This is a genomic window from Micromonospora sp. NPDC047548 (assembly GCF_040642975.1).
Taxonomy (GTDB): Bacteria; Actinomycetota; Actinomycetes; order Mycobacteriales; family Micromonosporaceae; genus Micromonospora.
This window is the reverse complement of sequence record NZ_JBEYTI010000007.1, coordinates 135,632-149,636: the sequence shown is the minus strand read 5'-3', so window position 1 is coordinate 149,636 and position 14,005 is coordinate 135,632. Positions and strand designations below refer to the sequence as shown.

Sequence of the window (14,005 nt, the reverse complement as noted above, 5' to 3'; positions counted from 1 at the left end):
CTCAGACGCCGGGCCGGACGCCCCAGGCGCCCCGCCAGGTGGTGCCCGGCTCCAGCGTGATCACGTCCTTGCCGGAGCGGAACGCATCCGCCGGGCAGGTCATCGGCTCCACCGCCACCGACCGCCGGTGCCGCTGGCCGGTCAGCGTGTCCCCGGTGAAGACCTGCCACCAGCCGAACTCCCGGTCCGCCCAGACGTGCACCGCGGCGGAGCCGTCGGGGGCGGCCAGGGTCACCGCGGAACCGCCGTCGGCGCCCCGGACCAGGTCGCCGAAGGCCACGTCGAGCACCGCGCCGCCGATCGGGCGGGGCTCGGTGAAGTCGTACTCGGTGCCGGCCACGGCGGTGGCCCCGACCGGCAGCAGACGGCTGTCCAGCAGCACCCGGATCCGGCCCGGGACGCACAGCGACACCTCGTCCACCGGGACGCCGGGCAGCCGCAGGTAGGGGTGCATCGAGAAGCCGAACGGGGCGGCCTCCGCGCTCAGGTTCGTCGCCTCGTGCCCGACCCGCAGGCCGTCCGCCCCGACGCTCCACCGGGTACGCAGCCGCAGCGCCCACGGGTAGCCCGGGGTGGGCGGCAGGTCGTAGCCCACCGTGACCGCGTCGGCGGACTGCTCGACCAGCTGCCACGACACCCAGTTGACCAGGCCGTGCATCGCGTTGTTCCCGGCCGGTTCGGTCAGGGTGAGCTGCAACGCACGCTCACCGAAGGTGTACTGCCCGTCGCGGATCCGGTTCGGCCAGGGCGCCAGCACCTGCCCGGCCGAGCCGGGGCAGATCTCGTCCGCGGCGTACCCGTCGACGTAGTCCACGCCATCGTGCCGGTACGACCGCAGCCCACCACCGACCTCGACGATGACCGCCTCGTGGCCGTCGGCGGCAATGGTCCACTGTGTCCCGGACGGCGGGCGGGTCGCGGCCTTCTCCATGTCAGGCGACCTTAGTCGCCCCCCGCCGCCCCCGCCGGACCCTCCGGCCACTTCCCGCCAAGCGGTAGCCTGGCCCGGGCGGCCTGCTCGCCCTTGCGGACCGGCCGCCCCCGACCACCCGGGCGGCTCGGGCGCGGCGGACAGCTCAGTCGCGGTCGGCGGTCGTGGCCGCGCGGTAGCGCAGCAGCGCCGGGAAGGCCACCACCAGCGCGACAGCGAGCACGGCGGAGAGCAGACCGCCGCCCACCCAGGCCACGCCGGTGCCGAACCCGGCACCCACCGCGCCGGCGCGCAGGTCGCCCAGGCGCGGCCCGCCGGCGACCACCACGGTGTTGACGCCCTGGAGCCGGCCACGCATCCGGTCCGGCGCGTGGATCAACAGCATCGACTGCCGCAGCACCGCGCTGACCAGGTCGGCCGCTCCGGCGACGGCCAGCAACGCGACCATCAGCCAGAGCTGGTGGGCCAGCCCGGCGGCGGCGATCGCCAGCCCCCAGCCGACCACCGCCACCACGAGGGCCAGGCCCTGCCGCCGCAGCCGGCCGATCCAGCCGGAGGTGAGGCCGCCGATCATGGCGCCGATCGCGATGGCGCTGTAGAGCCAGCCCACCGCCGCGCCGCCGCCGAACCGGCTCTCGGCGATCTCCGGGAAGAGCGCGCGCGGCATGGCCAGGATCATCGCGATCAGGTCGATGGCGAACGACGAGAGCAGCACCGGCGTGGCGGCGAGGTAGCGGAACCCGTCGACGATGCCGGCGAGCCCGCCCCGGCGGGCCTCGCCCTCGGCGGGCGGCTCCGGGGGCATCGCGGGCAACCGCACGGTGGCCACCACCAGGCCGGTGAAGAGCAGCGCGTCCAGGGCGTAGGCGATCGGCAGGCCGGGCCCGGTGCCGAAGGCCGCGAAGATCAGACCGGCGGCCAGCGGACCGACCACCGACGCGGCGGTGAAGGTGGTGTAGTTCAGCGTGCTTCCCGCCGGCACCAGCTCGGGCGGCAGCAGCCGGGGCAGGATCGCCGTACGGGCCGGCGAGCTGATCGCGAACGCGATCGAGTGCACGGCCACCAGGGCCAACAGCACCACCGGGCTGCCCCCGCGCAGCAGCGCGTGCAGCAGCAGGCCGGCCATCGAGGCCCAGAGCAGCGCCGAACCGGCGAGCAGGACCCGGCGCCGGTCGCGGGCGTCGGCCACCGCGCCGCCCCAGAGCCCGAAGACCAGCAGGGGTACGAATCCCGCGACGCCGAGCAGCCCGACCCAGAGCGAGTCCTCGGTCAGCGCGTACATCTCCACCGGCACGGCCACGGCGGTGAACTGGAAGCCGAACATGGCCAGCGTGTTGCCGAACCACATCCGTCGGTACGCGGGCACCCGCAGCGGGCGCAGGTCGATCGCCCAGCGGCGCGCCCCGCGCGGCCGGGTCTCCTTGACCGCCGTCACGGGGCGAGCCGCTCGGTGATCCAGTCGCCGCCGTCGGTGCGGCGGAACCGCAGCCGGTCGTGCAGCCGGCTCGCCCGCCCCTGCCAGAACTCCACCGACTCCGGCCGGATCCGGAACCCGCCCCAGTGCGGCGGCGCGGGGATCTGCGCCACGTCGGCGAAGCGGGCGACCATCACCTCGTACGCCTCGTCCAGCGCCGCCCGGTCGGGGATGACCCGGGACTGGGCGCTGGCCCAGGCCCCGAGCTGCGACCCACGCGGCCGGCTGGCGAAGTACGCCTCGGTCTCCGCCCGGTCCACCCGCTGCACCGGGCCGGCGACCACCACCTGCCGCTGCATCGGGAACCAGGGGAAGACCAGGCTGGCGTACGGGTTGGCGGTCGCCTCACCGCCCTTGCGGGAGGTGTAGTTGGTGTAGAAGACGAAGCCCTCCGGGTCGTAGCTCTTGAGCAGCACGGTGCGGCCGCTGGGGCGGCCGGCGGCGTCGGCGGTGCCGACGACCATCGCGTTCGGCTCGGGCAGCCCGGCGGCGATCGCGTCGGCGAACCAGCGGTCGAACTGGGTGTACCAGTCCGCGGCCAGATCGGCCTCGGAAAGGCCCAGGTCGGGGGCGTACTCGTTACGCATGACCGCCGGAGGCGGTGTGTCGCCCGTCACGTTCCTTCTCCCTCTCGTGGCGGCGCCCGCGTCCCCCGACGCTGGCCAGCCCCCACCGCACAGTCTCGCCGAGGGCGTGCCGGCCTCCACCGGCGGGGATGTCGTGTGCGGCACAGTCGCACTGGGTCGCGCACTCGGTTACCCACCAGGCAAGATGTCACGAACACATCCCTGAGGGTCGCCTAAGGTCTGGGCCGGACTGAGCCCGCGCGGGCGCACCGAGCCAGAAGCCAGGAGACGACATGTCTGACTTCAAACCGGGCCTGGAGGGCGTCGTAGCCTTCGAGACCGAGATCGCCGAACCGGACCGCGAGGGTGGCGCGCTGCGTTACCGCGGCGTCGACATCGAGGATCTGATCGGTCAGGTCTCCTTCGGCAACGTCTGGGCGCTGCTGGTCGACGGGCGGTTCGGCCCGGGCCTGCCGCCGGCCGAGCCGTTCCCGGTGCCGGTGCACTCCGGCGACATCCGCGTCGACGTGCAGTCCGCGGTCGCCATGCTGGCCCCGTACTGGGGGCTCGAGCAGCTGCTGGACATCTCCGACGAGCAGGCCCGTGAGGACCTGGCCCGGGTCTCGGTCACCGCGCTCTCCTTCGTCGCCCAGTCGGCCCGCGGCCTCGGCCTGCCCGCCGTGCCGCAGAAGGAGATCGACAAGGCGGAGACGATCGTCGAGCGCTTCATGAAGCGCTGGCGCGGCGAGCCCGACCCGCGGCACGTCAAGGCCGTCGACGCGTACTTCATCTCGGCCGCCGAGCACGGCCTGAACGCCTCCACCTTTACCACCCGGATCGTCGCCTCCACCGGCGCCGACGCCGCGGCGTGCATCTCCTCCGGCATCGGCGCGCTCTCCGGCCCGCTGCACGGCGGTGCCCCGAGCCGGGTGCTCAGCATGCTGGAGGCCGTCGAGCGCAGCGGCGACGCCGAGGGGTACGTCAAGGGCGTCCTCGACCGCGGCGAGCGGCTGATGGGCTTCGGCCACCGCGTCTACCGGGCCGAGGACCCGCGGGCCCGCGTGCTGCGCCGTACCGCCAAGGAGCTGGGCGCGCCGCGCTTCGAGATCGCCGAGGCGCTGGAGAAGGCCGCGCTGGCCGAGCTCCAGGCCCGCCGCCCGGACCGGGTGCTCGCCACCAACGTCGAGTTCTGGTCGGCCGTGGTGCTGGACTTCGCCGAGGTGCCCGCGCACATGTTCACCTCGATGTTCACCTGCGCCCGGATGGGCGGCTGGAGCGCGCACATCCTGGAGCAGAAGAAGCTCCAGCGGCTGGTCCGGCCGTCCGCCCGCTACGTCGGGCCGGCCATCCGCAAGCCGCAGGAGGTCGAGGGCTGGGACGCCATCCCGCACGGCGTCTGACCCGCGTACCCGTCGAAGGGCCCCGTCCACGCGGACGGGGCCCTTCGCGTCCCCGCACCGCGCCTCCGCGGCGTCCGGATTGTGGTGCATCACTCAGCGCGCGGGGTGGGACCAGCCGCCGGACGACCCGGGCGGGGTGCGAGGATGAAGGCCGGCAGTGCCGCCGGACCGGGCTCGGATCCCGGCTTCCCGTGCGCCCGCGCGCGGCCGCCGTCGGTCCGCGCCCGCTGTAGGGCCCGTCCTCGCCCACGCGGAAGGATCGAGAAAACTGTGGCTGACGCACCGACCATCCGGATTCCCGACGACATCAAGCCCGCCGACGGGCGCTTCGGCTGCGGGCCGTCCAAGGTCCGTCCGGCGGCCGTCTCCGCCCTCGCCGACGTCGCCACCAGCTACCTGGGCACCTCGCACCGGCAGAAGACCGTCCGGGACCAGGTGGCCCGGCTGCGCCGGGGCATCGCCGAGTTCTTCTCCCTCCCCGAGGGCTACGAGGTGGTCATCGGCAACGGCGGCACCACCGCCTTCTGGGAGGTCGCCACCTTCGGCCTGGTCCGCGACCGCGCCCAGTTCGCCAGCTTCGGCGAGTTCGGCGCGAAGTTCGCCAAGTCGGTCTCCGACGCCCCGTTCCTGGGCGAGCCGACCGTCCGCAGGTCCGCGCCGGGCTCCGCGCCCACGCTGGTCGCCGAGGCGGGCGTGGACGTCTACGCCACCCCGCACAACGAGACGTCCACCGGCGTCGCCGTGGCGATCAGCCGGGTGGCCGGCGCCGACCCCGGCTCGTTGCTGCTGGTCGACGCCACCTCCGGCGCGGGCGGCCTGGAGGTCAACGTCGGCGAGACCGACGTCTACTACTTCGCCCCGCAGAAGTGCTTCGGCTCCGACGGCGGCCTCTGGCTGGCCCTGATGTCGCCGGCCGCGCTGGAGCGGGCCACCGAGATCAAGGAGTCGGGTCGCTACATCCCGGCGTTCCTCGACCTGGTCACCGCGATCGACAACTCGCGGCTGGAGCAGACGTACAACACGCCGGCCCTGGCCACCATCTTCCTGGCCGCCGAGCAGACCGACTGGATGAACGGGCAGGGCGGCCTGGCGTGGGCGGCCAAGCGCACCGCCGAGAGCGCAGGCATCGTGTACGGCTGGGCCGAGCGTTCCGCGGTGGCCACGCCGTTCGTCGCCGACCCGGCGCTGCGCTCCAACGTGGTCGCCACGATCGACTTCGCCGACGGGGTGGACGCCTCGGCGATCGCCAAGGCGCTGCGCGCGAACGGCATCGTGGACACCGAGCCGTACCGGAAGCTGGGCCGCAACCAGCTCCGCGTCGCGCTCTTCCCGGCGGTCGAGCCGGCCGACGTGGAAGCGCTGACCGCCTCCATCGACTACGTGGTGGAGCGGCTCCAGTAGACAGTGACGGTGGGTGGTCGACGGCGCCCCGTCGACCACCCACCGTGATCATCGCCGCAGCTCAGTCGCGACATGCGGGTGTCGCATCCCCCAGCTTCGGGTGGATGAGCGTACGGTGGTGCGAGACGCCCGGGTGGCCGGCTCGTGGCGTGACGGCCAGCGAAGCGGGACGGAGGCAACGCCATGCGCCCAGTACGCTTCGTCGCCCTCTCCGAGGACGGCCAGGCTCTGGTGCTCGCCGACGAGGTCGGGCGCCTGCTCGCCCTCCCCATCGACGGACGGATCGCCACGGCGCTGCACGCCGAGCCCGGCGCGGCGCCCCTCGCGGTGGTGTCGACCACCGCCGACCCGACGCCGTCGCTCTCCCCGCGGGACATCCAGGCCCGGATCCGCTCCGGCGAATCCGCCGAGGACGTCGCCCGCATCGCGGGCGTCCCGGTCGACCGCGTCCTGCGATACGCCGGCCCGGTGCTCCAGGAGCGGGCAATGCTCGCCCAGCACGCCCGCCGCACCCGGCTCAAGGGCGCGGAGAAGCCGACCCCGCTCGCCGAGGTGGTCAACGGCCGTCTCGCCCAGCACGGGATCGACACCGAGAAGATCTCCTGGGACGCGTACCGGCGCGACGACGGCACCTGGCGGATCATCGCCACCTGGCCGTCCGGCAAGGCCACCGCGCAGGCGGTCTGGGACCTCGACAAGCTCCGGCAGAACGTCACCCCACACGACGACATGGCGCAGTACCTGTGCGCCGAGCGTCCCACGCCGATCCTCGGCCAGGAGCCGGCGCCGGAGCGGGGCGGGCACGCGCTGCCCGGCCCGTCGCGCGGCGAGCCGAGCCGGGGCGGGCACGGCCTGCCGGCGGCCGGCGAGCACAGCCGTCCGGGCCGGGACCCGATCCGGGCCGGGCGGGATGCCCTGCTCGCCTCCCTCGACCGGCCGCTCGGCGGCACCTCCGGCCGCGGGCTCGACCCGCGGTCCCCGGCCGCGCTGGCCGGCGCCGAGGCGCCCCGGCAGCGGGCCGTCGGCGGAGGCGCGGCGGCACTGCTCGGCGGCGGTCAGGGTTCGGCGTTCGACGACGACTCGGACGCGCCGAAGGAGATCCCGGCCGTACCGTCGCTGGCGGTGCTCCGGCCCCGCCGCACGGGTGCCGCAGCGGCCGCCGGCGAGTCCACCGACGCCAACGGCAAGCCACGCAAGCGGCTGCCGAGCTGGGACGATGTCCTCTTTGGCAGCGGTCCGGCGGCCCGCGAGTCCTCCTGATCGATCGGGCACCCTGGTGTCGCGAGGCACTCTAAGTGTCCGCGTGCCAGGGTGGACCCATGGAGTACACGAATCTGGGACGCACCGGTCTGTCGGTGAGCCGGCTCTGCCTCGGCACCATGAACTTCGGGCCGCAGACCACCGAGCCGGACAGCTTCGCCATCATGGACCGGGCGCTGGAACACGGCATCAACTTCTTCGACACCGCCAACGTGTACGGCTGGCAGACCGGCGAGGGGATCACCGAGCAGATCATCGGCCGCTGGTTCGCCCAGGGCGGCGGCCGGCGTGACAAGGTCGTCCTCGCCACCAAGGTCTACGGCAAGATGGGCGACTGGCCCAACGAGCAGGGCCTGAGCGCCCGGCACATCATCCGGGCCTGCGAGGACTCGCTGCGCCGGCTCCAGACCGACGTGATCGACCTCTACCAGATGCACCACGTCTCCCGGAGCACCCCGTGGGAGGAGATCTGGCAGGCGATGGAGACCCTGGTCGCCCACGGCAAGGTGATCTACGTCGGATCGTCCAACTTCGCCGGCTGGCACATCGCCCAGGCGCAGGCGGCGGCGGGCCGGCGCAACTTCCTTGGTCTCGTCGCCGAGCAGTCCATCTACAACCTGCTCACCCGGCACGTCGAGCTGGAGGTGATCCCCGCCGCGCAGCACCACGGGCTGGGCGTCATCCCCTGGTCGCCACTGCACGGCGGCCTGCTCAGCGGCGTCATCCGCAAGATGGCCGAGGGCGGTGCCGCGCGGGGCGCCAGCGGACGCTCCGCCGACGCGCTGGCCGAGCACCGGCCGACCATCGAGGCGTACGAGAAGCTCTGCGCGGACCTGGGGCATGACCCGGCCGACGTGGCGCTCGGCTGGCTACTCTCCCGGCCCGGGGTGACCGCCCCGATCATCGGCCCGCGCACCGTGGACCAGCTCGACCGGAGCCTGGGCGCGCTGGCCGTCGACATCGACGAGGCGACCGCCACCCGGCTGGACGAGCTCTTTCCGCCGATCGGCAGGGGCGGTCCCGGCCCGGAGGCCTGGGCCTGGTGACCCGCCCTCGGCCGTGACCCTCCCGGTGTGCGGCAGGTCGCGGTCATCCCGGCCCAGGATGCCGCGACCTGCCGCAAGCGGGGAGAATCGGACCGATTGCGGGCGGCGGAACGGATCAGAGCGGCCAGGCGGCGAGCCGGTCGTACGTCGGCAGGGGCCCCTGGTGGCTGCGGACCAGCACCATCTCGGTCGCCGGCCACTCCGGCCCCCGGTAATCGCCGAGCGCGGCCCGGTCGGCCTCCACGTCGGCCCGGTCGACCCGGTCGCCGGGGCGGGCGACGGTCAGGTGCGGGCGGAACGGCCTCTCGTCGTGCGGGAGGCGGTTGCGGCGCAACCCCATCCGGATCAGCCGGCCCAGCACGTGCAGCGCCTCGACGTCGCCGAGCAGGTCCACCCAGAGCACGGTGAAACGGTCCCGGCCGAACCGCCCGCCGCCGCCGAGCCGGAGCCGGGGCACGCCGTCCCGCCCGGCGCGGGACGTCTCGGCGGCGAGCCCTAGTGTGCTCTCCACGTCGACCAGGCGATCCGCCTCCACCTCGCCGAGGAAGGCGAGCGTGACGTGCAGGTGCGCCGGGTCGGCGAGGCGTACGTTGACGCCGGCGGCGCAGGCGGCCCCGACACGCAGCCCGGCGACCCGGTCTGTCAGGTCGGCTACCGCGGCGGGGGGCGGGTAGACCGCGACGAAGAGCCTCACGCCCGCCGGTGGCGGGATCGTCTCCCGGCCACGGCGGCCGGCAACGCCAGCCCGGCCCGGGCCAGCAGCCCCTCGACCCGCACCCGCTCGATCTCCCGGTCCACGCCCGCCAGCTCGGTCAGGTGCTCGGTGATCCCCAGCGACCGGCAGGCGGCCCGGAGCCGGTCGTCGTACGCGTCGATGACCGAACCGTGCCAGATCACCGAGCGGGCGTGGGCGGCGAGCCGGTGCCCGCCGAGGCGGCGCAGGTCGGCGGCGATGCGTTCGAGGGGCTGCCGGTCGGCCCGGTCGAGCTGGCTCAGGTCGAAGTCGCGGGTGAGGGCGTCCGCCTCGATCGCCCGGTCCAGCTGGGCGATGGTGCGGCGCTCGCGCCGCCCGTCCCGCCACTCGGCCCAGCCGCAGGCGACCCGGTCGAGGATCTCGTCCAGGCAGAAGACCAGGGCGAACGCCGCCGGCAGGCATGCCACGGCGAGGAACGTCACCACCAGCGTCAGTGCGCCACCGCCTGCCACGTATCGACGCTAAGGCCCACACCGACCGCCCGCCACCGGATTGCCGGTATCCGGCGAAACCGGCCCGCCTTCCCCGGATGGCGAAGGCGGGCCGGATGCGCGTGCCGGGGTCGTGAGCGCGGCGGTCAACAGTCGGGCGACGAGACCACGTAGAAGCGGGGCATCGGCAGCACCCGGAAGCGCAGCCGGGCGCCGGACCGGCGCAGCTGCCAGGTGAGCGCGAGCAGAGCGGTGGCCAGTGAGATGAGGCCGCCGATCCAGATGCTCGCCCCGGCGCCGTAGGTCTCGGCGACCCAGCCGATCAGCGGCGCGCCGACCGGGTTGGTGCCGAGGAAGACCAGCACCCACAGCGCCATGACCCGGCCCCGGAAGGCGGCGTCGACGCTGAGCTGGACCCGCTGGTTGGCGGCCTGGGCGAAGAAGACCATGAAGAAGCCGGTCGGCAGCAGCAGCGCCACCACCAGCCAGTACGCCGGCGCGAGCCCGACCAGGGTGCCGAAGACGGCGCAGCCGACCGCCGCGCCGAGCACCAGCCAGACCGAGGGGCGGCTGCGCCGTCCGGTGCCGGCCAGCGCCCCGACCAGGGCCCCGATCGCCAGCGCGGTGCTGAACAGGCCGAACGAGGCGGCGCCGGTCTGGAAGACGGTCTTGGCCAGCGCGGCGAGGGTGAGCTGGAAGTTGAACAGGGTCATCCCGACGACCGACATCACCGCCATCGGCAGCAGCAGGTCGGGGCGGCGGAAGACGTAGCGCAGCCCGTCGACCACCTTGGCCGAGTCCCGCTCGCCGACCGGCGGCAGGTCCTTGCGGTGCAGTTCGGCCGGGCGCATCTGCACCACGGTGACCAGCGGGGCGATCGAGCTGACCGCGGTGAAGAGGAACACCGGGCCGACGTCGAATGCGGCGATGGCCAGGCCGGCCACGGCCGGACCGACGATCCGCGCCGAGTTGAACACCGCCGCGTTGAGCGAGAGCGCGTTGGGCAGCAGCGGCATGCCGACCAGCTCGGAGACGAACGCCTGCCGGACCGGGGTCTCGACGGCGTTGGCGACGCCGAGCAGGGCGGCGAAGGCGAAGACGTGCCAGAGCTCGACCAGGTCGGTGAGGACCAGCACGCTCATCGCGAGCGCGAGCACCGTCCAGAAGGCGTTGGCGACGAAGAGCAGCAGCCGCTTGTCGTACCGGTCGGCGAGCCGGCCGGAGAGCAGGGTGAGCAGCAGCACCGGGGTGAACTGGAGCGCGGTGACCACGCCGAGCGCGGTGGCGGAGTCGTCGGAGAGCTCGAGGACGAGCCAGTCCTGGGCGATGAACATCATCCAGACGCCGATCAGCTTGATCAGCTGCCCGGATGCGAATAGCCGGTAGTTGCGGACCTGTAGGGACTGGAAAATCGTGCTCAGCTTCGCCTGCACTCTTGGTGCGCCTCCTCGGGTGGTACGCGTCATCCACGGCGGACGGCGCGGACCCGGCGGTACGGGCGCGGTCAGGCTCGGGCGATCTGCTGGAGGATCTCGGCGGCGCGCCGCAGCGTGTCGCGTTCGTCCTCCGTGAGCGCGGCCAGTCGGCTGGCCAGCCACTCGTTGCGGGCCCGCTCGAACTGGTCGAGCACGGCCCGGCCCCCCTCGGTCGCCGCCAGGATGACCTGACGACCGTCGGTCGGATGGGGGGTGCGCTGCACGAGGCCGCGCTCCTCCAACTTCGCGACGATCTTCGTCATCGTCGGTGGCTGCACCCGCTCGGCGTCGGCCAGTTCCCGGGGCGTCAGCGCGCCCGCCAGCTTGAGGCTGGTGAGCGCGGAGAGCTGGGTGACCGTCAGGTCGCCGACCGGGCGGGCCTGCCGGACCCGCCGGTTGAGTCGGGTGATCGCATCACGCAGCTGAGGGGCCAGCTGCGCCGGTGGCACGCGTTTCGCCGTCACCGTCCGCTCCGTCACAGTAGTTAGCATAACTAATGAGCTTGGCTAACGACGTGCGATATGACCATGCTCACGAGGGGTTTGCGCTGCTCCGGGCCGGGTGTCGGATTCGGCCCCGGCCCGGAGCGGCGGTCGAGCTACAGCGCCACGGCCTCGATCGGCCCGCGCAGGAAGTAGAGCACGAACAGCGCGGCCACCCCGTAGAGCAGCGGGTGGACCTCCTTCGCCTTCCCCTTGGCCAGTTTGAGCAGCACGTAGCTGATGATGCCGGCGCCGATGCCGTTGGAGATCGAGTAGGTGAACGGCATCAGGGTGATGGTGAGGAACGCCGGGATGGCGATCTCGTAGTCGGTCCAGTCGATGGTCCGCACCGCGCTCATCATCAGGAAGCCGACCACCACCAGCGCCGTCGAGGCCGCCTCGAACGGCACCACCACCGACAGCGGCGCCAGGAACATCGCCAGCAGGAACAGCACGCCGGTGACCAGGTTGGCCACGCCGGTCCGGGCACCCTCCGCCACACCGGCGGCGCTCTCGATGTACGACGTGTTGCTGGAGACGCTCGCCGCGCCACCCGCCGCCGCGGCGATCGAGTCGACCAGCAGGATCTCCTTCGCCCGCGGCGGGGTGCCCCGCTCGTCGAGCATGCTTCCCTCCTGGCCGATCGCGACCATGGTGCCCATGGTGTCGAAGAAGTCGGTGATCAGCAGGGTGAAGACGAACATCAGCGGCACCAGCCAGCCGGCCCGGCTCCACGAGTCGAGCACGTTGAAGTTGCCCAGCAGCGACAGGTCGGGCACGCCCACGATCTGCTTGGGCAGCTCCGGCACGTTCAGCGACCAGCCCGTGGGGTTGGGCTTGCCGTTGACGAAGGACGGCCCGACGTGGGCGACCGCCTCCACGATGATCGCCAGCACGGTCGAGGCCAGGATGCCGATCAGGATCGCGCCGCGCACCCGGCGTACCAGCAGCACCAGGGTCAGCAGCACGCCGACCACGAAGACCAGCATCGGCCAGCTGACAAGCTTGCCGTTGATGCCCAGGTTCACCGGCACGGTGCTGTTGGCGGCGTCCGGGACGCGCCGGACGAAGCCGGCATCGACCAGGCCGATGATGGTGAGGAACAGACCGATGCCGACGCCGATCGCCGTCTTCATCTGGGTGGGGACCGAGCGGAAGACCGCGGTGCGCAGGCCGGTGAGGACCAGCACGCCGATGATCACACCCTCGATCACCACCAGGCCCATCGCGTCCGCCCAGGTCATCTCCGGGGCGATCTCGTACGCGATCAGCGCGTTCACGCCCAGACCGGCGGCCAGCGCCATCGGGAAGCGCCCGACGACGCCCATCAGTATCGTCATCAGGCCGGCGACCAGGGCGGTCGCGGCGGCCAGCGCGGGGATCGAGAGCTTCTTGCCGTCGCCGTCGACGGCGCCGCCCAGGATGAGCGGGTTCAGCACCACGATGTACGCCATCGTGAAGAAGGTCGCCAGGCCACCCCGAATCTCGCGGCTCAGCGTCGAACCACGGGCGGAGATCTCGAAGAACCGGTCGAAACCGGTGCGGGGGCGGGCGGGATCGGGTGGAGTGCCGTTGTCCGGCGGCGCAATGGCCATCAGGTCCTCGCAGATGATCTTCCGTTGTCGCGCGCATCGTTCCAGATCAGGGGCCGGCAGGAAAATTGATCGCGTACGCTTTGCCCGTGCCACAGGAGCAAGCGCCGCGACCCGAGCCGCTCGACCCGCCGATGGTCCCGTTCGCGGTGGCCGGGTTGATCGCCTGGGCGATCGCCGGCCTCGTCCTGCTGGTCTTCTTCCGGGGCTGGCTCACCGCGCACGGGCACCAGAACTGGCTCTGGACCTGCCTGGCCGGTTTCCTGTGGGGCTTTCCCGGATTGGCCGTGATGATGCGGCACGACGCCAACCGGCGTCGCCGCCGCGAGTCTCCCCCGCAGGGCTGATCGTCAGGAGTGGCCGTACGGCTCCGCCGGCTCGGCCGACTCCACCGACCCCGGCGCCCGGCTGACCGTCACGGCCTCCACCGCGCTGTCGTCGTAGACCGCGGGCACCTCGTCGACCGGGGACTCCCCCGCCTCGATCAGCGCCTCGGAGTGCGCGCCGCAACCGTGGTCGGCGCTGACCACCCGGCCGTCGTCCGGGGCGTAGAAGTTGCCGCAGGCGCCGAAGGACTGCCGCAGCGCGCCGGCCAGCGGCAGGTAGAAGCCGCAGGTGCCGCAGCGGGCGGCGGCGGGCGCCGCCACCGAGATCGGCGCGGACGGGCCGTGGTCGCCGTCGTACCAGCGCTGGGCGGCCTCGGTACGCCCCTCCCGGGACGGCACCCGGGGCCGGCCGAGGCCGAGCTCCCAGGAGACCTCCTCGACCGCCGGGTCGTCGGAGAGCAGGTAGCCGGGGGCGAGCCGCTCGTCGTCCGGCGGGGTGGGCAGCAGGTCACCGGGGCCGAGGTCGCCCGGCTTGAGCCGCTCCTGCCAGGGCAGCCAGCCCGGGGCGAGCAGCGCGTCCGAGCCGGGCAGCAGCACCGTCTCGCAGATCGTGACGTGCCTGCTGCGCGGCACCCGGGTCACGGTGACCGCCCACCGCCAGCCGCGGTAGCCGGCGAGTAGACACTCGAAGTAGTGGGTGACGACCCGATCACCCTCGGCGACGGCGCGCAGGTGGTCGCCGACGTCGGAGGACTCCACCTCGGTGATGGCGTCGCGGGCCACCTCGACGGCGGCGGCACAGACCTGGTCGAGGCGGGCGGCGCGGGTGGAGGCGGGCCTGGTCACCCTCCCATTGTTCCCCATGCG

General features: G+C 73.2%; 14 protein-coding genes. 5 read left to right on the top strand and 9 right to left on the bottom strand.

What is annotated here, in order from left to right:
• Position 1: 1 nt before the first annotated feature.
• The 3 genes from ABZ807_RS10350 to pdxH form a co-directional block, all read right to left on the bottom strand.
• Positions 2-931 carry an aldose 1-epimerase family protein gene (locus ABZ807_RS10350; RefSeq protein ID WP_357155024.1) on the bottom strand — a complete coding sequence of 310 codons (930 nt, stop codon included), beginning with the start codon at positions 929-931 and terminating at the stop codon, positions 2-4.
• Between the two features lie 145 nt (positions 932-1,076).
• A complete protein-coding gene (locus ABZ807_RS10345; protein ID WP_357155023.1) occupies positions 1,077-2,366 on the bottom strand; it encodes an MFS transporter in 1,290 nt (429 codons plus the stop codon).
• The gene (gene pdxH / locus ABZ807_RS10340) at positions 2,363-2,992 is read right to left on the bottom strand and encodes a pyridoxamine 5'-phosphate oxidase (RefSeq protein WP_357155239.1); all 630 of its coding nucleotides are present in this window, start codon (positions 2,990-2,992) and stop codon (positions 2,363-2,365) included. Before pdxH ends, ABZ807_RS10345 begins: the two co-directional genes overlap by 4 nt.
• Before the next feature lie 272 nt (positions 2,993-3,264).
• Between pdxH and ABZ807_RS10335 the strand changes: the two genes are divergently transcribed.
• The 4 genes from ABZ807_RS10335 to ABZ807_RS10320 all read left to right on the top strand — a co-directional run bounded on the left by ABZ807_RS10335 (position 3,265) and on the right by ABZ807_RS10320 (position 8,078).
• Entirely contained in the window at positions 3,265-4,371 is a 1,107-nt protein-coding gene (locus ABZ807_RS10335) for a citrate synthase 2 (RefSeq protein WP_357155021.1), read from the top strand.
• A gap of 270 nt (positions 4,372-4,641) precedes the next feature.
• Complete coding sequence (gene serC, locus ABZ807_RS10330; protein ID WP_357155019.1) at positions 4,642-5,772, top strand: phosphoserine transaminase; 1,131 nt, start codon at positions 4,642-4,644, stop codon at positions 5,770-5,772.
• Between the two features lie 183 nt (positions 5,773-5,955).
• Positions 5,956-7,032 carry a septation protein SepH gene (gene sepH, locus ABZ807_RS10325; RefSeq protein ID WP_357155017.1) on the top strand — a complete coding sequence of 359 codons (1,077 nt, stop codon included), beginning with the start codon at positions 5,956-5,958 and terminating at the stop codon, positions 7,030-7,032.
• 59 nt (positions 7,033-7,091) lie between these two features.
• Positions 7,092-8,078: an aldo/keto reductase gene (locus ABZ807_RS10320; protein ID WP_357155016.1), complete on the top strand. Its 987-nt coding sequence runs from the start codon at positions 7,092-7,094 to the stop codon at positions 8,076-8,078.
• A gap of 115 nt (positions 8,079-8,193) precedes the next feature.
• Here ABZ807_RS10320 and thpR read toward each other — a convergent pair whose 3' ends face one another.
• From thpR to ABZ807_RS10295, 5 genes are all read right to left on the bottom strand, one after another.
• Positions 8,194-8,772, bottom strand: coding sequence for an RNA 2',3'-cyclic phosphodiesterase (gene thpR / locus ABZ807_RS10315; RefSeq protein WP_357155014.1), 579 nt, complete (start codon positions 8,770-8,772; stop codon positions 8,194-8,196).
• Positions 8,769-9,284, bottom strand: coding sequence for a hypothetical protein (locus ABZ807_RS10310; RefSeq protein ID WP_357155012.1), 516 nt, complete (start codon positions 9,282-9,284; stop codon positions 8,769-8,771). Before ABZ807_RS10310 ends, thpR begins: the two co-directional genes overlap by 4 nt.
• A 125-nt stretch (positions 9,285-9,409) precedes the next feature.
• Complete coding sequence (locus tag ABZ807_RS10305; protein WP_357155010.1) at positions 9,410-10,696, bottom strand: MFS transporter; 1,287 nt, start codon at positions 10,694-10,696, stop codon at positions 9,410-9,412.
• Between the two features lie 71 nt (positions 10,697-10,767).
• Entirely contained in the window at positions 10,768-11,217 is a 450-nt protein-coding gene (locus tag ABZ807_RS10300; RefSeq protein WP_357155008.1) for a MarR family transcriptional regulator, read from the bottom strand.
• A gap of 119 nt (positions 11,218-11,336) precedes the next feature.
• On the bottom strand, positions 11,337-12,815 hold the full coding sequence (locus ABZ807_RS10295) for an NCS2 family permease (RefSeq protein WP_357155006.1): 1,479 nt from the start codon (positions 12,813-12,815) through the stop codon (positions 11,337-11,339).
• Positions 12,816-12,901: 86 nt separating this feature from the next.
• Here ABZ807_RS10295 and ABZ807_RS10290 point away from each other — a divergent pair, with 86 nt between their 5' ends.
• Positions 12,902-13,159, top strand: a complete 258-nt coding sequence (locus ABZ807_RS10290) for a DUF2530 domain-containing protein (protein WP_357155004.1) — start codon at positions 12,902-12,904, stop codon at positions 13,157-13,159.
• 3 nt (positions 13,160-13,162) lie between these two features.
• On the opposite strand, the gene ABZ807_RS10285 is transcribed toward ABZ807_RS10290, so the two are convergent.
• Positions 13,163-14,002, bottom strand: coding sequence for a DUF3027 domain-containing protein (locus tag ABZ807_RS10285; protein ID WP_357155002.1), 840 nt, complete (start codon positions 14,000-14,002; stop codon positions 13,163-13,165).
• Positions 14,003-14,005 lie beyond the last annotated feature (3 nt).

Excerpts from the sequence above, each read along its gene's own strand:
- ABZ807_RS10335 (WP_357155021.1), top strand. The coding sequence starts at position 3,265 with ATGTCTGACTTCAAACCGGGCCTGGAGGGCGTCGTAGCCTTCGAGACC.
- ABZ807_RS10295 (WP_357155006.1), bottom strand. The coding sequence starts at position 12,815 with ATGGCCATTGCGCCGCCGGACAACGGCACTCCACCCGATCCCGCCCGC.
- ABZ807_RS10320 (WP_357155016.1), top strand. The coding sequence starts at position 7,092 with ATGGAGTACACGAATCTGGGACGCACCGGTCTGTCGGTGAGCCGGCTC.
- ABZ807_RS10350 (WP_357155024.1), bottom strand. The coding sequence starts at position 931 with ATGGAGAAGGCCGCGACCCGCCCGCCGTCCGGGACACAGTGGACCATT.
- pdxH (WP_357155239.1), bottom strand. The coding sequence starts at position 2,992 with ATGCGTAACGAGTACGCCCCCGACCTGGGCCTTTCCGAGGCCGATCTG.
- sepH (WP_357155017.1), top strand. The coding sequence starts at position 5,956 with ATGCGCCCAGTACGCTTCGTCGCCCTCTCCGAGGACGGCCAGGCTCTG.
- ABZ807_RS10285 (WP_357155002.1), bottom strand. The coding sequence starts at position 14,002 with ATGGGGAACAATGGGAGGGTGACCAGGCCCGCCTCCACCCGCGCCGCC.